The 19,963-nt window shown below is 66.7% G+C and carries 16 protein-coding genes and 1 tRNA gene; 4 read left to right on the top strand and 13 right to left on the bottom strand.

Going from position 1 to position 19,963, the window contains the following annotated elements; translation table 11 throughout:
* Positions 1-33: 33 nt before the first annotated feature.
* Entirely contained in the window at positions 34-564 is a 531-nt protein-coding gene (locus QRN34_RS01645; RefSeq protein WP_285401434.1) for a tetratricopeptide repeat protein, read from the bottom strand.
* 125 nt (positions 565-689) lie between these two features.
* On the opposite strand from QRN34_RS01645, the gene QRN34_RS01640 reads away from it, so the two are divergent.
* On the top strand, positions 690-1,670 hold the full coding sequence (locus QRN34_RS01640; protein ID WP_285401432.1) for an NAD(P)H-quinone oxidoreductase: 981 nt from the start codon (positions 690-692) through the stop codon (positions 1,668-1,670).
* 12 nt (positions 1,671-1,682) lie between these two features.
* Here QRN34_RS01640 and QRN34_RS01635 read toward each other — a convergent pair whose 3' ends face one another.
* The 5 genes from QRN34_RS01635 to tpiA all read right to left on the bottom strand — a co-directional run bounded on the left by QRN34_RS01635 (position 1,683) and on the right by tpiA (position 5,730).
* Complete coding sequence (locus QRN34_RS01635; protein ID WP_285401430.1) at positions 1,683-2,141, bottom strand: hypothetical protein; 459 nt, start codon at positions 2,139-2,141, stop codon at positions 1,683-1,685.
* Between the two features lie 19 nt (positions 2,142-2,160).
* Positions 2,161-4,224 (bottom strand): bifunctional diguanylate cyclase/phosphodiesterase, encoded by a 2,064-nt coding sequence (locus QRN34_RS01630; RefSeq protein ID WP_285401428.1) that lies wholly within the window; start codon positions 4,222-4,224, stop codon positions 2,161-2,163.
* A 194-nt stretch (positions 4,225-4,418) separates the two neighbouring features.
* A tRNA-Leu gene (locus tag QRN34_RS01625) sits at positions 4,419-4,503 on the bottom strand.
* A gap of 33 nt (positions 4,504-4,536) precedes the next feature.
* Positions 4,537-4,956 (bottom strand): preprotein translocase subunit SecG, encoded by a 420-nt coding sequence (gene secG, locus QRN34_RS01620; protein ID WP_285401426.1) that lies wholly within the window; start codon positions 4,954-4,956, stop codon positions 4,537-4,539.
* Between the two features lie 24 nt (positions 4,957-4,980).
* On the bottom strand, positions 4,981-5,730 hold the full coding sequence (gene tpiA / locus QRN34_RS01615; protein ID WP_285401423.1) for a triose-phosphate isomerase: 750 nt from the start codon (positions 5,728-5,730) through the stop codon (positions 4,981-4,983).
* Positions 5,731-5,889: 159 nt separating this feature from the next.
* On the opposite strand from tpiA, the gene QRN34_RS01610 reads away from it, so the two are divergent.
* Positions 5,890-8,343, top strand: coding sequence for a DUF3772 domain-containing protein (locus tag QRN34_RS01610; RefSeq protein WP_285401421.1), 2,454 nt, complete (start codon positions 5,890-5,892; stop codon positions 8,341-8,343).
* Positions 8,344-8,347: 4 nt separating this feature from the next.
* Here QRN34_RS01610 and QRN34_RS01605 read toward each other — a convergent pair whose 3' ends face one another.
* From QRN34_RS01605 to QRN34_RS01585, 5 genes are all read right to left on the bottom strand, one after another.
* The gene (locus QRN34_RS01605) at positions 8,348-9,985 is read right to left on the bottom strand and encodes a serine hydrolase (protein ID WP_285401419.1); all 1,638 of its coding nucleotides are present in this window, start codon (positions 9,983-9,985) and stop codon (positions 8,348-8,350) included.
* A 66-nt stretch (positions 9,986-10,051) separates the two neighbouring features.
* The gene (locus tag QRN34_RS01600; protein WP_285401417.1) at positions 10,052-10,957 is read right to left on the bottom strand and encodes a DMT family transporter; all 906 of its coding nucleotides are present in this window, start codon (positions 10,955-10,957) and stop codon (positions 10,052-10,054) included.
* A gap of 102 nt (positions 10,958-11,059) precedes the next feature.
* Entirely contained in the window at positions 11,060-12,892 is a 1,833-nt protein-coding gene (locus QRN34_RS01595; RefSeq protein WP_285401415.1) for an ABC transporter ATP-binding protein, read from the bottom strand.
* Positions 12,893-12,915: 23 nt separating this feature from the next.
* A complete protein-coding gene (locus QRN34_RS01590; protein WP_285401413.1) occupies positions 12,916-13,560 on the bottom strand; it encodes a Pr6Pr family membrane protein in 645 nt (214 codons plus the stop codon).
* 2 nt (positions 13,561-13,562) lie between these two features.
* Positions 13,563-15,494 (bottom strand): M1 family metallopeptidase, encoded by a 1,932-nt coding sequence (locus tag QRN34_RS01585; RefSeq protein ID WP_285401411.1) that lies wholly within the window; start codon positions 15,492-15,494, stop codon positions 13,563-13,565.
* Positions 15,495-15,679: 185 nt separating this feature from the next.
* Here QRN34_RS01585 and QRN34_RS01580 point away from each other — a divergent pair, with 185 nt between their 5' ends.
* Both QRN34_RS01580 and gnd read left to right on the top strand, forming a co-directional pair.
* Positions 15,680-16,651 (top strand): glutathione S-transferase family protein, encoded by a 972-nt coding sequence (locus tag QRN34_RS01580; RefSeq protein ID WP_285401409.1) that lies wholly within the window; start codon positions 15,680-15,682, stop codon positions 16,649-16,651.
* Positions 16,652-16,722: 71 nt separating this feature from the next.
* Positions 16,723-17,727, top strand: coding sequence for a phosphogluconate dehydrogenase (NAD(+)-dependent, decarboxylating) (gnd, locus tag QRN34_RS01575; RefSeq protein ID WP_285401407.1), 1,005 nt, complete (start codon positions 16,723-16,725; stop codon positions 17,725-17,727).
* A gap of 181 nt (positions 17,728-17,908) precedes the next feature.
* Here the strand turns inward: gnd and QRN34_RS01570 are convergent, their stop codons facing one another.
* Together QRN34_RS01570 and QRN34_RS01565 are read right to left on the bottom strand one after the other, a co-directional pair.
* Entirely contained in the window at positions 17,909-18,889 is a 981-nt protein-coding gene (locus QRN34_RS01570) for a cation diffusion facilitator family transporter (RefSeq protein WP_285401405.1), read from the bottom strand.
* 90 nt (positions 18,890-18,979) lie between these two features.
* Positions 18,980-19,963, bottom strand: a complete 984-nt coding sequence (locus QRN34_RS01565; RefSeq protein WP_285401403.1) for a malate dehydrogenase — start codon at positions 19,961-19,963, stop codon at positions 18,980-18,982.

Genomic DNA, 19,963 nt, shown 5'->3' with positions numbered 1-19,963 from the left:
AGGGCGCGCCGCCCCCGCCGAACGAGCCGAACCTCATGGCGCGGACGCGTCGTCCGCTGCTTCGACGATGAACGGTGGCGCGCCGCCATCGGCCTTGCCGTGGGAGCCGAGGTCGTCGCCGACCTTGGCCAGCCGCTGGGCGATACGTACGCCGTCACCGCGCAACGGATCGCCGGGCTTGCCCGCTTGTGCGCTGTCGATCATCGCCGCCTGTGCCTGCTTCAGGCGGACCACGCCCAGGTTATAGAGGGCCCGCGCATCGCCTGGCCTGATCTGGATCGCGCGGTCGTAAGCCAGCACGGCGTCGTCCTGTCGCTGCAGCCGGAAACGTGCATTACCCAGGTGGAACCAGGCATCGGCGTCGTCCGGAGCATCACGCACGAGCGCTTCGTAGAGGTCGGCGGCACGCTGCATGTCGCCATGGGCATACGCCAGGTGGGCCTCGCGCTCACGCTGCGCCACGTCGGCGCCCTGAGGCGATTCGGGCAAGGTCCCATGTGCGGCGCAACCCGCCAGCGCCATCAGGCCGGCAAGGAGCGAAGCCCGCAGTGTCACGTTCGTCATGGGTATCCCATCTCCATCGGCTTTGCCGTGCAGCTTGTCGCCTGGCCTGCAGCGCGTCAATGCGGCACACCCGCGCACGCGCCTCTTCACCCTCGCCTCGCGCGGGCGGCGCGATGCTCGTCGGCATGAAAGCCATCATCTTCGACGACTTCGGCGCGGCCGACGTACTGCACCTGGGCGAGGTGGACGATCCCACCCCGCGTGACGACGACCTGCTGGTGCGCGTGCACGCCGCGGGCGTGAACCGGGCGGATATCATCCAGCGCACCGGGGGCTACAAGCGGGACAACTTCGGCGACTCCCCGGTCATGGGCCTGGAAATCGCGGGCGAAGTGATCGCCGTGGGGCGCAACGTGCACGGCCATGCCGTGGGCGATCGGGTCATGGGTATCGTCGGCGGCGGCGCCTACGCGCCCCTGGCGCGCATCGACCACCGCATGGCCATGGCCATTCCGGAGGGCATGGACTATGCCGACGCCGCCGCGATCCCCGAGGCCTTCGTCACCGCCCACGAAGCGGCCTTCCACCTGGGACGCCTGGAATCGATGGATGCCATCCTGGTGCACGCCGGCGCGAGTGGCGTCGGCTCGGCCGCCATCCAGTTAGCCCACGCCGCCGGGGCACGCGTGTTCGCGACCGCCAGCGAGGGCAAGCTGGACCGCGTCCGCGGGTTCGGTGCGGATGTCGCCATCGACTACCGTGGCAGCGACTTCGCCGAGGCGATCGCACGCGAAACGGAAAAGCGCGGTGTGGACGTGATCGTCGACTTCATCGGTGCCTCCTACTTCGACCGCAACCTGGCCTCGCTCAACCATGGCGGACGCCTGGTCGAGGTGGGTCTGCTGGGCGGCAGTGCGAAGGCCAGCCTGCCCCTGGACCAGTTGCTGTACCGGCACCTGCAGATCATCGGCACGGTGATGAAATCCCGCCCCGCGGCGGTCAAGCAGGCCATGACACGGCGGTTCCGCGAGCGCTGGCTGCACCGTTTCAACGACGGCACGCTGCACCCGGTGGTCGATAGCCGCTTTCCCCTCGCGGAGGCCGCGGCGGCTCACGCGCACATGGAGTCGGGCAAGAGCGTCGGCAAGATCGTCCTCACGATGTGAGGACGATCGCTGTCAGGCCTTGAAGAAGGCGTCCGGTGTTTCCACCGCCAGCGGCTCATGCAACTCGAGCGTGCGACCCGCGTCGGCATAGGGCGCATACGGGACATAGATCAGGCGCGCGATCCCCGGCGCTTCGATATGCACGCGTATGCCGTTCCGGACAGGGGAGTTCAGCTCGGCCGGAATGGTCACGGGCGCAAGGAGGGCAGCCGCGGCCACGCCACCGTCGGCACAGGCACGTGTGAGCGCCTCCGCCGTCGACCAGTACACATCCAGGATGGGCGACTGCTCCACGTCAGGCGCAACCTCCCCTTGCACGGCGGAAAATTCACCGTGCACGGCCGAAAACTTGCCGTCCGTCGAAATGACCATGCCGAACGGATAGAAGTCGCCCTCTTCTTCCAGCCTGCCCTTGGCGAACGAGACGGTGAACTCGAAGAGTCGGTCGATCGGATCGGCGGTCTGGTTCATGGCGGTTCCGGTGGGTGCGTCAGCGCGCATCGTAATGCACCGGCATCGACAACGCGACCTGCGCGGGGGGCACCGGCCTGCCCAGCAGGTATCCCTGCAGTACGTTGCAGCCCAACCGCGTGAGCAAGGCCTGCTGCTCGGCGGTTTCCACGCCTTCGGCGACGATCTTCAGACCGAGGGTCTTGCCCAGGGCGACGATGGCCGAGACGATCGCCTCGTCGTCGTTGCCTTGCGTCAGCTCGGCGATGAAGCCCCGGTCGATCTTCAGTTCGTTGGCCGGCAGCTGCTTGAGATAGAGCAGGCTGGAATAACCGGTGCCGAAGTCGTCGATGGAAATGCCGATGCCCAGCGCCGCCACCTGGTTGAGGATGGCCAGGCTGGTGGCCGCGTCACGCATGGCGGTGGATTCGGTCACTTCCAGCACGAGGTGCCGCGGCTCGAGTTGGTGGCGATGCAGCGTGTCGCGCAGCACGTCGAGCAGGCCGGCATGGGTCAGCTGCACCGTGGACAGGTTGACCGCCACGGTCCAGTCCGTGTGCCCCTGCGCCTGCCATACGCGCATCTGCCGGCAGGCCTCGTCGATCACCCAGTTGCCGATGGGCACGATCAGCCCCGTGCGTTCGGCAACCGGCAGGAATTCGTCGGGCGCGATGATCCCCCGCCCGGGCGGTTGCCAGCGCAGCAGGGCCTCGACGCCGATCATGGGCCCCGCGGGGGACACCACCTTGGGCTGGTAGTGCAACAGGAATTCGCCGTTGTCGACGGCCCGCCGCAGGTCATGCTGCAGCTGCAGCTGCTGGTGCACGTTGGCATTCATCGCTTTTTCGAAGAAGCAGTAGCCATTACGCCCCTGCTCCTTCGCGTGATACATCGCCGCGTCGGCGTTGATCATCAGCTCGTGCGTGGTTCGCCCGTCCTCGGGGTAGATGGCGATGCCGATGCTGGCGGCGACATGGATGGCGTGGTCGTCGATCACGTACACCGCCGCCAGTTGGTCGACCAGGCGCTGCGACAGTTCCGCGGCGTCTTCCGGGCCGCGGATGTCGAGCACCAGCACGAACTCATCGCCACCCAGCCGTGCCACCGTGTCCTGTCCGCGCCCCAGCTTCAGGATACGAGCCGCTACTTCCTTGAGCAGCAGGTCGCCGACGTGATGTCCGTAGACGTCGTTCACGGCCTTGAACCCGTCCAGATCGACGAAGAGAACGGCAAGCTGGCGCCGGTCGCGTTCCGCCATGTCGATGGCGTGCTCCATGCGATCGCCGAGCAACACGCGATTGGGCAAGCGCGTCAGGTTGTCGTGCAGCGCGAGCTGCACCAGTTCGCTGTTTGCCCGGTCCAGCGACAGGGCCAGCGCGTCCGCACGAACGTCCAGCATGGACACGATGAGCGTGATGGCGAACACGGCGAGACTGACGACAATGACGACGAACGCAAGCCATTTCGCATCGATACCGGTATAGGCGGCACCGCACCAGCTATCCGCGGGGAACGCGGAAGCCGCCATCCCGGTGTAATGCATGCCGACGATGGCACAGCCCATGACCAGCGACGCGCCCAGCCGTGCCAGCACCACCCGCTCGCTATCGTGACGCAGGCGAAACGCGATCCACAAGGCGGCACCCGACGCCAGCACCGCGATCGCCACCGATGCCGCGAACAACCAGGGATCGTAGATCACCCCCGGCTGCATCTTCATCGCGGCCATGCCGGTGTAGTGCATCGTGGCGATGCCTGCCCCCAGCAGCAATGCACCGCCACAGAGGCGCCGGCGAGGCAACTGCGGCAGGCAGACCAGCCACAGGGCGAAGGCGGATGAGCCGACGGCGATCACCAGCGACAGCGCGGTGAGGCCCAGGTCGTAGCCCACGGCGATAGGCAACCGGAACGCCAGCATACCGATGAAATGCATCGACCAGATGCCGAAGCCCATGGCCACGGCGCCGCCGATCAGCCACAGCAACGAGGCACGGCCTCGCGCACCCGTCACACGGCTGGCCATGATCAGCGCCGTGTAGGACGCCAGCACGGCGACAACGAGCGAGAACACGACGAGGATGCCGCTATAGCTGCTTGCGAGCATGGAAAAGGGTTTGCCTGATGACGTCACCGCAGCATGCGGCTATAGGCGAGTATCGGCAAATTTACCAAATTATTGAGCTTTAGCGATCATCGAGTGTCTATGCATTCAGGTAGCGGCACCGGGTATTCGGGCACAAAAAAACCCGCTTTCGCGGGTTCGTTTGCGATCCGGTTGAGGTACTCCGAATCTTGCGTTGGTGCCCAAGGGGGGACTCGAACCCCCACAGCCTAAGCCGCTACCACCTCAAGGTAGTGCGTCTACCAATTCCGCCACCTGGGCATAACTTTTACAGCGTGTTGCAGGTATCGCTGATTACTTCTTGGCCGGTTCGGCGGGAGCCTGCGAGGCATCCTGCTTGGCAGCCGGGGTGTCGCCATTGGCAGCGGCGGGTGCCTGCGGCACGTCCGACGCAACCGGCTTCACCGGAGCATTGCTGGCGGGAGCGGCCGGGACCGTGGCACCGGACATCACGCCGAGATCCGCGGCCGGCTGCGGAGCACCCGAGCGACCGAGATAAATACCCATACCCAGGCTGAGCACGAAGAACAGTGCCGCAAGGATGGCGGTGGCCCGCGTCATGAAGCTGGACGAGCCGCGCGCACCGAACACGGTGGCCGACGCGCCGCCACCGAAACCGGAACCTGCGTCCGCGCCGGCACCGCGCTGCATGAGGATCAGCACGATCATCGCCGCGGCGATCAGGATATAGAAAACGCTGAAGAGGATGAACATGTCTTCTTGTTTGCCGTGTCGCGATTATCGCGCCGCGGCGCATATATCCAGGAAATCGGACGCTACGAGAGACGCACCGCCGATGAGTCCCCCGTCTACGTCCGGCTGGGCGAAAAGTTCGGCCGCATTGGCCGGCTTGACGCTTCCGCCGTAAAGCACCCGGGTCAGGAGCGAGATATTAACATCCTTTTTTGCCAGTTGGCTACGGATGAACGCATGAATTTTTTGCACCTTGTCCGGGGTGGCGGTTAGCCCCGTGCCGATGGCCCAGACCGGCTCGTAGGCAATCACGATGTCACGGAAAGCGTCCACGCCCATATGGTCCAGCACCGTGCCCAGCTGGCGGCCGATGACGGCCTCGGCCTGCCCCGCTTCGTGTTCGTCCTGCGTCTCGCCGACGCAGAGGATGGGCGTGAGGCCGGCATGCCGCGCGGCATGCACTTTCCTCGCCACCAGCGCATCGGATTCGCCATGGTACTGGCGACGCTCTGAGTGGCCCGCCAGTACCCAGGCGGCGCCCACGTCGCGCAGCATGCTGCCCGCCACTTCACCCGTGTAGGCGCCAGGTTGCGTGTGTTCCGATACATCCTGCGCCCCGAAACCCAGGCCGCTGGCAGCGTAGCGGCGCGCCAGGTCGTGCAGGAAGACGGCCGGCGGAAACGCCACGATGTCGACAGTGCCGGGCAACGCCTTTACCACCGCGCCGATCAGGTCGTCCGCCATGCCCGGCGAGCCATGCATCTTCCAGTTACCGGCGACGAGCTTCGTGCGCATGGGTCGGGTTTCCGTACGGGACTAGGGGCGGCAGGATAACGGCGGGTCACGGTGTGGCAAAGCTGCATTGCCGCATCGCCGGCCCGCGCGGGCCCTTTCGACCAGCGTAACGCAGCGACCGGCGTCCGGCATGGCCCGACCTGCCTTATGATCGCCCGCATGCGTACATTGAGAATTCTCTTCATCGCCCTGCTCGTCGCCACGAGCGGCCCCGTCTTCGCCCAGAGCGACGACGATTCCACGGCCTCGCCGGCACCTGCCGCGGTTGCCACGCCAGCCCAGCAGCTGGACGACCTTCGCGGCCAACTCGACCAGGTCGAGAAGGCCATGAAGGACGACCAGATAACGGACGGCAAGATCGACGACCTTCGTGGCAAGGCCACGGACATCGTGTCCAGCGCCCAGGCCGTCTCCGGCACGCTGCGCTCCAGCCGCGACGCCGCCAAGGCGCGTCTCGACCAGCTCGGCCCCGCACCGGCCGCCGGAGCGAAGGAAGCGCCCGAACTGGCGGCCTCGCGCAAGGACGCGACCAAGGCGTTCAACGCGGTGGATGCGCAGGTCAAGCAGGCCGACGGCATCGCACTGGAAGCGCAGCAGACCTCCGGCCAGTTGGCCGACCTGCGCCGCATCCGCTTCCAGCAGACCATCTCGCAGCGGACCAATTCCCCGCTGTCCCGCGCGTTCTGGTCCGATCCGGCGCAGGCCTTCCCGCGCGACTCGTCCAACCTGCGGGATTTCGGTAACCAGGTGAAGACCGACCTGGTTGGCAGCTGGACGCAGGGCAACCGCACTGCGCTGGTCACGTGCGTGCTGTTCGGCCTGCTGCTGATGACGGCCGTGCGCTTCTACATCGAACACCGGGTGCGCCACCTCACCGCCAACCGCATGCCGCCCGGCCGCCTGCGGCGTTCGGCCCTGATCCTCGGCATCGCGCTGACCTCCACCCTCACCACCGGCCTGGGCACGCAGTTGCTTTACCTGGGCATCAACTGGAACGACACGCTCAGCCACGACACCGACGAAATGGCCCGGCATGTCGTCAGCCTGGTGTTCTTCAGCGCCTTCGTCGCCGGTCTCGGTCGCGCCCTGATCTCCGCCAAGCGACCCTCCTGGCGGTTGCCCGCACTGGCCGACGAGACGGCCATGCAACTGCGGCGTTTCCCCATGGCGTTCTCCCTCGCCATCGTGCTGTTCCGCTTCCTCGAGGACCTCAACCGCACGATCGGCACCAGTCTTGCCGCGACGGTCATGACCAGCAGCGTGCAGGCGGTGGTGCTGACCGTGCTGGCGGCGCTCGTGCTGATCCGGCTTGGACGCACCCACCGCGCCGAAGGCGAGGACGAGGCGCCTCCCTCGCGCCCGGTCTGGACCAGCGTGCTGATCGCCGCCGCGTGGATCGCCATCGTCGCCGCATGGGTCGGCCTGCTGCTGGGCTACGTGTCGTTCGCGGCCTTCATGGCCGGGCGCGTGGTCTGGATCACCATCGTGATCGCGGCCACCTACCTCGCGATGCGCCTGGTCGACGACCTCTTCGAAACGCTGCTCTCGGAAAAGGGCCCGATGAGCGCCCGCGCCCAGGCCGTGTTCGGTACGCATCCCCGGTTGCTGGACCAGGCGGGCGTGCTGCTGTCCGGTGTCGTGCGCCTGGGCCTGTTCCTGCTCGGCCTGTCCGCCGCGGCGGCCGGTGCCGGCGGCAGCGTGCCCGATCTGCTCGAACTGGGCGGCAAGCTGCAGTCGCTGAAGATCTACAACGTCGAGCTGAAGCCCGACCAGATCCTCACGGCGATCGGCCTGTTCTTCGTCGGCCTGCTGGCGGTACGCACGGCGAAGAACTGGCTCGCCGACCAGTACCTGCCGCGGACCAACCTCGATCCGGGCATGCGCAGTTCGCTGACCACCCTGCTGGGGTATGTCGGCGTCGTCGTCGTCGTGGCGATCGCCCTGCTGGCGATGGGCCTGTCGGTACAGAACGTGGCCTGGGTGGCCTCGGCACTGTCCGTCGGCATCGGCTTCGGCCTCCAGGCCATCGTGCAGAATTTCATCTGCGGCCTGATCCTGCTGGCGGAGCGACCGGTCAAGGTGGGCGACTGGGTGGTGCTCGACGACGCGGAGGGCGACATCCGGCGCATCAACGTCCGCGCCACCGAGATCCAGGTAGGCGACCGGTCGACCATCATCGTGCCCAACTCGTCGTTCATCACCAAGCCGGTGCGGAACATGACGATGGCCAACCCGCAGGGACGCGTGCAGATCAAGATGCCGATGCCGCTGGACAGCGATCCGGTGGACGTGCGCAGCCACATGCTGGAAGCCATGGGCGCACACAACGCCGTGCAGGAGAGCCCTGCCCCGTCGGTCACCCTGGACGGCATCGATCGCACGGCGATGATGTTCGTCGCCACCTGCTACGTGGGCAGCCCGCGCGACGTGGGCAACGTCAAGAGCGACCTGCTGTTCGACATCATCGCGCGCCTGCGCGGCGCGGATATCCCGCTGCTGCGTCCGCAGGACCTGGTGCTGCGCTCCGGCGGTGCCATGCCTGAGATGCCGGGGCCGCCAGGCCCGACCGCCGCCGGTGCGCCGAAGGCATCGACGGACGATCCAGCAGGCTGAAGCGTTACTTCACGGGCGTGAGCCGCAGGTCCTGGAAGTCGAAGCTGAAGTCCGTCAGCGGCGACACCGGTTCCATGCGGATCTCGCGGACCTTGCCGTCCGGGTCCAGCGCGAAGTTGACGAACGCATCGCCGTTGAGCGAGCGATCGTCCCAGTGGGCGATGAACGTATCGTGCTGCCACGGCTCCAGCGTGCCGGTGAGCTGCGCCGTCTTGGTGAACGTCATGACCAGCTTGCCGCCCTGCCGGGTCACCTTGACGTCGCCGTACCACGGGTCACGGTACGTGCCCACGTAACCGTCCAGCGGTAGCGACGGCTTGGTGCCTTTCATGCGCGCCGCCTCGTGCGTCTTCATGCTGTCGTCGGCGTTGCCCTCGGATTTCTTCACGCCGGCCGCGTAGGCGGCGATCCAATCCGTCTTCGGTGCATCGGTGAAGGCATCGAGGGCGCGCATGGTGACCGCCTGGAAGGCGGCGCCGCTTTCCTGGTTGGTCAGCACCACGATGCCCAGCTTGAGATCGGGCACCATGGTCACGCGCGACACCATGCCCGGCCAACCGCCGGTGTGCCAGACCAGCTTGTGGCCGCGGTAGTCGGATACGAACCAGCCTTCGCCGTAGCCCGAGAAATTCGGCCTAGCCGCCTTCAGTTCGGGCACGCTGGGTTCAGGGATGCGGATGGGCGTGATCAGCGACCACATCTCGGCCTGGCGCTTCTCGCTGAACAGGCGTTGTGACTTGCCGGCGGCGTCGGTGTAGGTACCGCCGGCCAGCTGCATGGTCAGCCACTTCGACAGGTCGTGCACGCTCGAGTAGATGCCGCCGGCGGACGGATTGTTGCTCCACGACATGGGTCCGACCGGCTTCAGGTCCTTGAAATCGAACTTGGCATGGCCCGTGGCGATATCGTCGTTCGGCCCGATCGTGGTCGGTGCGTGCGTCTGCGACTCGGTCATGCCCAGCGGCACGAAGATGCGGTCGCGTACGAAGTCGGCCCACGGCTTGCCGGTGACTTCCTCCACCACCAGGCCGGCCACGGCGAAGAGAATGTTGTCGTACGCGTACTCGGCGCGGAAGCTGTTGGTCAGCGGCACGTAGCGGAGGCGCTGTACCACTTCACGGGTGGTGTACGAGGTGGTCGGCCAGTACAGCAGGTCGCCCGCGCCCAGGCTCAGACCGCTGCGGTGCGCGAGCAGGTCGCGGATGCGCATCTCGCGGGTGACGAACGGATCGGACATCTGGAACCACGGCAGCCGGTCGACCACGCGATCGTTCATGTCCAGCTTGTTCTCGTCGGCGAGGATGGCCAGCGACGCGGCGGTGAACGCCTTGGTGTTGGATGCGATGGCGAACTGCGTGTGTGCGTCCACCTTCTTCGGCTCACCCAGCTTGCGCACGCCCGAGCCCATCTCCAGCACGAGCCGGCCGTCCTTGACGATGGCCACCGCGATACCCGGTACGTCGAACTGCTTGCGCGTGGCATCGACGTAGGCGTCGAAGTCGGCCAGGGCAGCCGGACGGGCCGGTGCCGCGGTCGTTGCCGCGGATGGCACCGAAGCCGCATCCTGCGCCGGCGCGGCCAGCGCACAGGCGAGGCTGGCGCCACCGACGGCGAGGATATGACGAACACGAAGACGCGACATGCAAGGCCCCTGCGGCAAAAAACGATGCCGGGACTATTCCACGCATCGTCGTCCGGGGAAAGGGCCTCAGGCCACCTTGCGCTGCTGGCTGAGCAGCACGCTGCCGAGGATGATCGCGCCGGCCAGCGCCATCGTCGGGGTCAGCGCCTCGCCAAGAAACATCCATGCCCAGGCGACGCCGAACAACGGCACCAGGTAGGTCGCGGTGGCGGCACGCGGTGCGCCGATGCGCTGGATCAGGCGGAAATAGAACGCATAGGCCAGCCCGGTGCAGAGCACACCCAGCGCGATGACGGCCAGCCACGACGTCGCCGGGATGGGTGCGTCCGGCCAGGTCAGCGCGGCCAGGGGCGCGGTCAGCACGGTGGCGCCGAGCAGGCAGCCGGCAGCGACGGCGGTCGGGGCGATATCGGCGAGGTAACGTTTGATGAGGTTGCCGGCCAGCCCGTAGCAGAAGGCGGCCGCGGCACCGGCGAGCGCGGCCGGCGCCACGTTGTCGCCCGCCGTCCGCCCGCTGGCCAGGATCAGCACGCCGGCGAAACCGGCCACCAGCGCGATGGCCTTGCGCGTGCCGATGCGCTCGCCGAAGCCGACGAACGCGACCAGCGCGGCGAACAGCACCGTCATGCTGTTGGCGATGGCACCGATGCCTGCGGGAGCGCGCTCGGCGCCCCAGGCGAACAGCGTGAACGGCACCGCGGCACTGAGCGCGCCGAGCGCCAGCATCTTCCAAAGGTGCGACAGCCGAAGGGTCTTGCGTGCCCGCAGCAGCAACGGCAGCAGCACCAGCGAGCCGAACAGCAGCCGGGTCGCCACCATGGGAAACGGCCCGAAATCCTTCGCCGCCACCCGCATGAACAGGAACGATCCGCCCCAGATGGCGCCTAGCGCGACCAGTTCCACGGGTGTCCGCCAGTCGCGGTCTACGCCGGCAAGGCGGTTGTCGATCGGTGCATCGCTGGTGGCGGACATACGTACCTCTCCCTTGGGTAACGCCATTGTCGCCGGAACCGGACGGGCCACAAGCGCATTGCGTGCAAGTCAGCCTCGCATTCGTTTCATATCGGCGGCCGTTTACTCCGCGCCGACGAAACCGCCGGTCTGGTGCGCCCACAAACGCGCGTACAGGCCACCCTGGGCGATCAGCTCCGCATGGGTGCCGGTTTCCACGATGGCGCCGTGGTCCATGACCACCAGGCGATCCATCTTCGCGATGGTCGAAAGACGATGCGCAATGGCGATGACGGTCTTGCCGCGCATCAGCGTTTCGAGGCTTTCCTGGATGGCGGCCTCGGCTTCGGAATCAAGCGCCGAGGTGGCTTCGTCCAGCACCAGGATGGGCGCGTCCTTGAGCAGCACCCGCGCGATGGCGATGCGCTGTCGCTGCCCGCCGGACAGCTTGACGCCCCGCTCGCCCGCATGGGCGTCGTAGCCGGTGCGGCCCTCGCCGTCGGACAGCAGCGGGATGAACTCGTCCGCGCGTGCCTGGCGCACCGCCTCGGCCATCTCGGCCTCGGTGGCATCGGGTCGCCCGTAGAGCAGGTTGTCGCGGATGGACCGGTGCAGCAGCGAGGTGTCCTGGGTGACCACGCCGATCTTCGACCGCAGGGATTCCTGGGTCACCCCCGCCACGTCCTGGCCATCGATGAGGATCTGGCCGTCTTCCAGGTCGTAAAGGCGCAGCAGCACGTTGACCATGGTGGACTTGCCCGCGCCGGACGGGCCGACCAGTCCGATCTTTTCGCCGGCGCGCACCGTGAGATCGAGGCCACCGATGATGCCGCCGGCCTTGCCGTAGTGGAAGTGGATGTCCTTGAAGTGCACCTCGCCGCGGGTGACCGCCAGCGGCGCCGCGCCGGCACGGTCCACCACCGTGCGCTCCTGCGCCAGCGTGGTGATGCCGTCCTGCACGGTGCCGACATCCTCGAAGATGCCGTTGACCACCCACATGATCCATCCGGACATGTTATTGATACGAATGACCAGGCCCACCGCGAGCGCCACCTGACCGGTGGACACCGTGCCGCGCGACCACAGCCACAACGCCAGGATGCTGGTACCGGCGATCAGCAGGCCGTTGAGGGCGGTGATCGACGCATCCATGGTGGTGACCATGCGGCTGGACGAGCGCACCTTGTCGGTCTGCTCGACGATGGCTTCCTTCGCGTAGGCTTCCTCGCGGTTGGTATGCGCGAACAGCTTGAGCGTCATCACGTTGCTGTAGCCGTCGACGATACGGCCCATGAGCTTGGAGCGCGCCTCGGAGGCCTTCCACGAGCGCTCCTTCACGCGTGGCACGAAGAACACCAGCATGCCCACGTAGCAGGCGATCCAGCCCACCAGCGGCATCGCCAGCCAGATGTCCGCCCGCGCGAACAGGTAGATGGAGGTGCCCGCGTAGACGGTGACGTACCACAGCGCATCGACCACCTGCACGGCGGACTGCCGCAGCGACGGTGCCGTCTGCATGATGCGGTTGGCGATGCGGCCGGCGAAATCGTTCTGAAAGAACGAGAGGCTTTGCTTCAGCACGTAACGATGGTGCTGCCAGCGCATCATGCTGGTCATGCCGGGGTTCAGCGCCTGGTTGACCAGCAGGTCGTGCAGGCCGATGGACACGGGACGCAACACCACCACCACGAAACCCATCCACCACAGCGTGCGGGCATGGGTGGCGAAGAACGTGGCAGCGGGCGTCTTCTGCGCCATGTCCACCAGTCGGCCGAGGAAGTCGAAAAGCGCAACTTCGATCAGCGCCACGGCCAGGCCCACGACCAGCGCGGCACCGAAGATCTTCCATACCTGGCGGAGGTAGAACGCGTAGAAACGTACGACGCCCTTCGGCGGGGTCTGGTCGGGGACCTCGCGGAAGATGTCGATCAGGGATTCGAACCAGCGAAATATCATGCGTTCATTGTAGACCGAGAAGGTTACGGGCGTGCTCGAAGGCCGCGTGCGAGTGCACGGTCCATCGCGACCAATCCCATGCCCAGCCCGAGAAACAGCGCACCGACAAGGGCGCTGTTGAGCAGTACGGCGGCATAGCCCAGGTGCCTCACGTCCATGAACGGATACGGGTATTCATGCACCACGGCGCCCCGGGCAAGCGTCCAGGCAAGGAACACCACGGGGAATCCCAGCCAGCGCAGCGCATCGCCCCAGTCCAGCGAGCCGTGCGGCAACAAGGCGATCCACCAGACCAGGAACAGGAACGGCACCACGTAATGCAGGGCGCGGTCGGCGACGAGTTCCGGCCCCATGGGATGCCACAGCGACTGCAACACGGTCGCGTAGACCAGGCAGGTGACCGAGATCGACAGCGCCGCCAGTCCACGCACCCGCGGACCGCGCCAGAATCGCACGGGCGCCCAGCTGCCACCGGTGACCCACGCGGTGGCCACGAGGGCCACCAGCAGGTTGGACAGGATGGTGAAGAAGCTGAAGAAGCGCAGCGTCACCTCCGGCCATGGTCCGGACCACAGCGACAGCCAGTACTGCAGCATCAGCGCCGGCCAGGCCACCGCCGCGACGACCAGGGCGAACAGATAGGAGACCGCACCCACGCGTGGCGTCATGGTCAGCGCGGCCAGGTGTTGTTGATGCGATCGCGGTCGGGAAGCGCGTGGTCCGGATCGATCACCGCGCGGACGATCGCCTTCGTCCCGGGCAGGATCACCTCGAACGTGGTGTGCTGCTGCCAGGTTTCCACGGGGATGCGGATGTCCCGCGTGCTCCGGTCGGCGAAGGTTACCCGCAGCGTGGCCGGCATGACCAGGCGATCGAGGTTGGCCAGCGTGACCTTCGTGCCGGCGACCTTCGTCACCGCGAGGTCCAGCTCCCAGTTGTTGGCGTACCAGCCGCGCCAGAACCAGCCGAGGTCTTCACCCGTCTCGCTCTCCATCAGGCGGAAGAAATCGGAGGGCGTGGGATGCCGGAACGCCCATGTGGCGATGTACTTGCGGAACGCGGGGTCGAACCGCTCCGGGCCGACGATCTGCTCGCGCAGCAGCACCAGGCCAAGCGCGGCCTTGAAGTACGTGGCCGGATGGCGGTATTTCTCCTTGACCATGTCCGCGCCGATCAGCAGGTTGGGCGCATCGCGGTCGGCCAGCAGCGGCAGGATCTCGTCCACCGGGTTGCCACCCTTGGGGGCGTATTCGCCATCCCGCTTGGGCGCGAACTCGCCGCCGTGGAACGCGTCGGCTTCGTACACGTCGATGAAGGTATTGAAGCCTTCGTCCATCCAGGCGTTGCGGCGTTCGTCGGTGCCCACGATCATCGGGAACCACGTATGGCCGATCTCGTGCGCCGTCACCATGTGCAGGTCCTTGGGCGAGGCCTTCATCGGGTCGAACACGATGCCCGGATATTCCATGCCGCTGGCCGCGGAGCCGGCTTCGTTCACCGCCACGGGGTACGGATACGGGTACCAGCGCGCCGAGAAGTGTTCCACCGCGGCCTTCAGGTATTCCGTCGAGCGGCCCCAGGCGGTGTCGCCGACGCTCTCCACCGGATAGACCGACATCGCCAGCGCCTTGCGGCCTTCCGGCAGGTTGATGCGTGCGGCATCCCAGACATAGCTGGTCGAGGCACCGAAGGCGACGTCGCGCGTGTTCCGCATGCGGAACTTCCAGGTCAACGTGCCGCCTTTCGCGGGCCGGCTACCCGGGTCGGTCACCTCGGCCGGCGTACGGATCATCACCGTGGCGTCGCTGTCGTGCGCGCGGGCCAGGCGATCGCGCTGCGTAGCCGTGAGCACGTCCTCCGGATTGACCAGCTCGCCGGAGCCCGCGACGATCATGTCGGCAGGCACCGTGACGGCATAGTTGAAATCACCGTATTCGAGGTAGAACTCGCTGTTGAGATAAGGCGCGGTGTCCCAGCCACGCAGGTCGTCATAGACGCACATGCGCGGGTACCACTGCGCCATCTCGTAGATGTTGCCGTTCTTCGACGGCGCGAAGCCGGTCCGGCCACCGAAGTCGCCCGGCAGGTCGTAGGAATATTCGATCGTCAGCGTGATCTTGCCGCCGCGGGCCGGCAACGGCTGCGGCAGGCGCACCTGCATGCGCGTGTCGCTCACCACGTAGTTCGCCTTCACGGCCCGGCCGCCCTGCTCCACCGTCACCGTGGCGATGCGGTAACCGTCGGTATGCGACGTAGGCATCGCGCCGGCCGTGAAGTTGCCGCGGGCTTCCTGGGTAAACCGGTTTTCGTCCAGCTGCAGCCAGAGCACGTCCAGCGCATCCGGACTGTTGTTGGTGTAGTGCACGGTGGCCTTGCCCACCAGTGTGTTGCGGACCGGGTCGAGCGTGGCCGCCAGGTCGTAGTCCGCCCGGTTCTGCCAGAACAGTGGGCCCGGCATGCCGCTGCCGGAGCGATAGGCCGTGACCGGCTGCGGATAGGTGAACGGCGCGAACGCCTCCCGGGGGTCGAACGTGCCGGCGGCCGCGCCGAACGAGGCCGCCAGCGCAAGGCCGGCAAGCGAGAGACGGACTGGGTTTTTCATCGGGGGCACCCTGGGGACGACCCTTGAGCGTAACCGGCAAACCAAGCCGGCCTCTACCGTGCCAGAAGTCAGGCCAACGCGTGCGATCGCGCGGTGCCACCCGTGTTCACACACCGCCCTCACATGACGTAATCTTCGCTCGGCATGCGCTATCAAGGTGGTTTATCCCTGAAGGAGGGCTCCCCATGGGGTTGCTCGTCGAAGGCAGATGGACCACCGCAGGCTACGACACCGGCAAGAGCGGTGGACGCTTCGAGCGCGAGCCGACGCGCTTCCGCCACTGGATCACCCGCGACGGCGCGCCCGGCCCGACCGGCGAGGGCGGCTTCACGGCCGAGCCCGGCCGCTATCACCTCTACATCGCCCGGGCCTGCCCCTGGGCCCATCGCACCGCGATCTTCCGTGAACTGAAGGGACTGGACGCCCTGATCGGGCTGTCGGTCACCCACTGGCTGATGGGCGATGAGGGCTGGACGTTCGAGCCCGCCGACGGCGTGATCCCGGACACCGTCAACCACACCCGTTGCGTCCACGAGCTCTACCGGTTGTCCGACGCGACCGTGTCGGGGCGCGCCACCGTACCGGTCCTTTGGGACAAACAACGACGCTGCATCGTCAGCAACGAGTCGGCGGACATCATCCGCATGTTCAACACGGCATTCGACGGTATCGGCGCCACCCCGGGGGATTTTTATCCGGAGTCGCTGCGCGGGCAGATCGACGGCTACAATGCGCGTATCTACGATACGGTGAACAATGGCGTGTACAAGGCGGGCTTCGCCGGTACCCAGGCGGCCTACGACGAGGCCGTCCACCCGCTTTTCGATACGCTGGACTGGCTGGAAAGCCACCTGCGCGACCACCGCTACCTGTGCGGCGACACCGTGACCGAGGCCGACTGGCGGCTGTTCACCACCCTGATCCGCTTCGACGCGGCGTACCACGGCCACTTCAAATGCAACCTGCGCCGCCTGATCGACTATCCCGCGCTCCAGGCGTATACGCGCGCGCTGTATCAGGTGCCCGGCATCCGCGGAACGGTCGACTTCGCGCACATCAAAAAGCACTATTACCTGAGCCACCCCTGGCTGGACCCGACGGGCATCGTTCCCGCCGGCCCGGATGCCGACTTCGACACGCCCCTCGCGGCGGCCTGACCTCGCCACGCCTTGCATCCTGACCAGACAGCCACATATTCCCCCCCGATAAACACACGAGGACCCCACGCATGAAAATCGGCTTGATCGGACTGGGCAAGATGGGCGGCAATATCGCCCGCCGCCTGATGAGGGACGGTCACCAGACCGTGGTGTACGACAACAACGCCGACGCGCGCGCCACGCTGGCGAAGGATGGCGGTGAGGCCGTCGACTCCCTCGAGGCGCTGGTGCAGGCGCTGCCCTCGCCCAAGGTCGTGTGGGTCATGCTGCCCTCCGGCGAGATCACCGAGACCACGATCGCCAAGATCAGCGGCATGCTGGGCAAGGACGACATCATCATCGACGGCGGCAATACGTTCTACAAGGACGATGCCCGCCGTGCCGAGGAACTGGCCGCCAAGGGCCAGCATTACGTGGATGTCGGCACCTCCGGCGGCGTGTGGGGCCTCGATCGCGGCTACTGCATGATGATCGGCGGCGACAAGGCCACCGTCGATTTCCTCGACCCGATCTTCAAGACCCTCGCCCCGGGCGCTGGCGACATCCCGCGCACGGAAGCCCGCGACGGCCGTGATCCGCGCGTCGAGAACGGCTATATGCATGCCGGTCCGGCCGGTGCCGGTCATTTCGTCAAGATGATCCATAACGGCATCGAGTACGGCATGATGCAGGCCTTCGCGGAAGGCTTCGATATCCTGAAGAACCGTAACGGCACCCAGTTGCCGGAACGCGAGCGCTACCAGCTCGACATGGCCGACATCGCGGAAGTGTGGCGTCGCGGCAGCGTGGTGTCCTCGTGGCTGCTCGACCTCACCGCCAGCGCACTGGCCAAGGGCCCCGAGCTGGAGAACTACTCCGGTTACGTCGACGATTCGGGCGAAGGCCGTTGGACGATCAATGCCGCGATCGAGGAAGCCGTCCCCGCCGAGGTACTCACCTCCGCGCTGTTCGCCCGCTTCCGCTCGCGCCAGGACCACACCTACGGCGAGCGTCTGCTGTCGGCCATGCGCATGGGCTTCGGTGGCCACATCGAAGGCCGTGGCACGCCGCCGAAAGAAGGCGAGCATTCCTGAAAGGAACGCTTGAGCCGTTGAAAAAAGGCCCCTCGGGGCCTTTTTTCTGCCCGGCTTTTGTAGGAGCCGACGATGTCGGCGATCGCTCGCCTCGTTTTACGACTGGACACGCCTTGCTCCCCCCGGGCGAGCGGCCTTCGTCGCATCATGTGCGTCAACGGTTCGCGGACATCGTCCGCTCCTACGGGGTGGTTGCGCCGGGATGGGGCGTCGCGTTGTAGGCCTGGCCGTCGAGTTGGGCCAGGCGCTCGCGCCAGCGTTCGGGCGTCTGCGGCTTGATGAAGAGCGCCACGATAGGCAACTCGGCGGCCTCGGTCCGCCGTTCGATCTCGCGAATGCATTCCTCGATCTGCACGGTGGTCAGCGCATCGTCGAAGGCCGCGGACAAGGCGACCATCACATGATCCGGTCCGACCTGCACCGTCAGCACGCCATTGACGGCCTCGACGCCCGGGACCTCGCCGGCGATCCGGCACACCTTTGCCAGCAGCCCCGGCTGCGCCGGCTCGCCGATCAGCAGCTGCTTGCTCTCGCGCGCCAGTGCGAGGGCGGCCAGCGCCAGCACCACGGCGATCCCGACCGAGGCCCAGCCGTCGATGCGCGCGTCGTTGAACCGGTGCGAGCAGTAGACGCCGATCGCCGCGATGCCCAGGCCCAGCAGCGCCGCCGTGTCTTCGAACAGCACAGTGAAGGTGGTCGGATCCTTGCTACGTCGAAACGCCTCGAAATAACCCAGGCTGCCCTTCTTCCGCCGCACGCTCTTCAGCGACAGCCACCAGGACGCGCCCTCGAACAGCGCACTCGCCGCCAGCACGATATAGGCGACCTTCGGGTCTTCCAGCGGGGCCGGCGCCAGGATGTGGTTGACCCCTTCGTACAACGAAAATCCCGCGCCCAGGGATAGCACCAGCAGCGCGACGATGAAACTCCAGAAGTACAGTTCACGGCCAAAGCCCAGAGGATGCAGGCGATCGGGCGGGCGCTGCGAGCGTTTCAGCCCGTAGAGCAGCAACACCTCGTTGATGCTGTCGACCAGGGAGTGCACGCCCTCCGACAGCATCGCGGCACTGCCGGTGAGCGCGGCCGCGACGAACTTGGCCGCGGCAATGGCGACATTGGCGGCAAGCGCCACATAAACGACGAGTCGGGAACCTTCAGCCATGCGCCATCGTCGCGGCAGCGGTGTGTTCCGGAGGTAAAACGAAAAGGGCCGCGCCTCGCGGCGCGGCCCTCGACCGGTACACAGCGCCGGTTACTTGGCGAACAGGTGCTCGACGCCCGCGCGCTCCTCGCGCAGTTCCTTTTCGGTCGCGTCGATGCGCGCCTGCGAGAACGCGTTGATCTGAAGACCCTGCACGATGGCGTACTTGCCATCCTTGACCGTGACCGGGTAGCCGAAGATCACGCCCGGCTCGACACCGTAGGAACCGTCGGACGGAATCGCCATGGAGACCCAGTCGCCCTCGGCGGTACCGAGCGTCCAGTCACGCATGTGGTCGATGGCAGCCGATGCGGCCGACGCAGCCGACGAGGCGCCACGGGCCTTGATGATCGCCGCGCCGCGCTGCTGCACGGTCGGGATGAAGTCGCCCTCGTACCAGGCCTGGTCGACCTGCTCCAGCGCCGCCTTGCCCTTCACCGTGGTGGTGTGCAGGTCCGGGTACTGGGTGGAGCTGTGATTGCCCCAGATCGTCAGCTTCCTGATGTCGGTCGAGTGCGAACCCGTCTTCTCGGCCAGCTGCGACAGCGCGCGGTTGTGGTCCAGGCGGACCATCGCGGTGAAGCACTTCGGATCCAGATCCGGGGCGTTCTGCTGGGCGATCAGCGCATTGGTGTTGGCCGGGTTGCCCACCACCAGCACGCGCACGTCGCGCTTGGCGTGGTCGTTCAGTGCCTTGCCCTGCGGGCCGAAGATGGCACCGTTGGCCTCGAGCAGATCCTTGCGCTCCATGCCGGGGCCACGCGGACGCGCGCCGACCAGCAGCGCGTAGTCGACATCCTTGAAGGCGACGTTGAGGTCGTCGGTGGCGACCACGCCCGCGAGGGTCGGGAACGCGCAATCGTTGAGCTCCATGACCACGCCCTGCAGCGTGGGCAGCGCCGGGGTGATCTCGAGCAGGTGCAGGATGACCGGCTGGTCGGGGCCCAGCATGTCGCCGGCGGCGATACGGAACAGGAGGGCATAGCCGATCTGGCCGGCTGCGCCGGTAACGGCAACGCGAACGGGTGCTTTCAT

This window comes from Luteibacter sp. ME-Dv--P-043b (assembly GCF_030209605.1).
Classification (GTDB): Bacteria; Pseudomonadota; Gammaproteobacteria; order Xanthomonadales; family Rhodanobacteraceae; genus Luteibacter.
The sequence above is the reverse complement of the archived record's forward strand: the minus strand, read 5'-3'. Positions and strand labels throughout refer to the sequence as shown.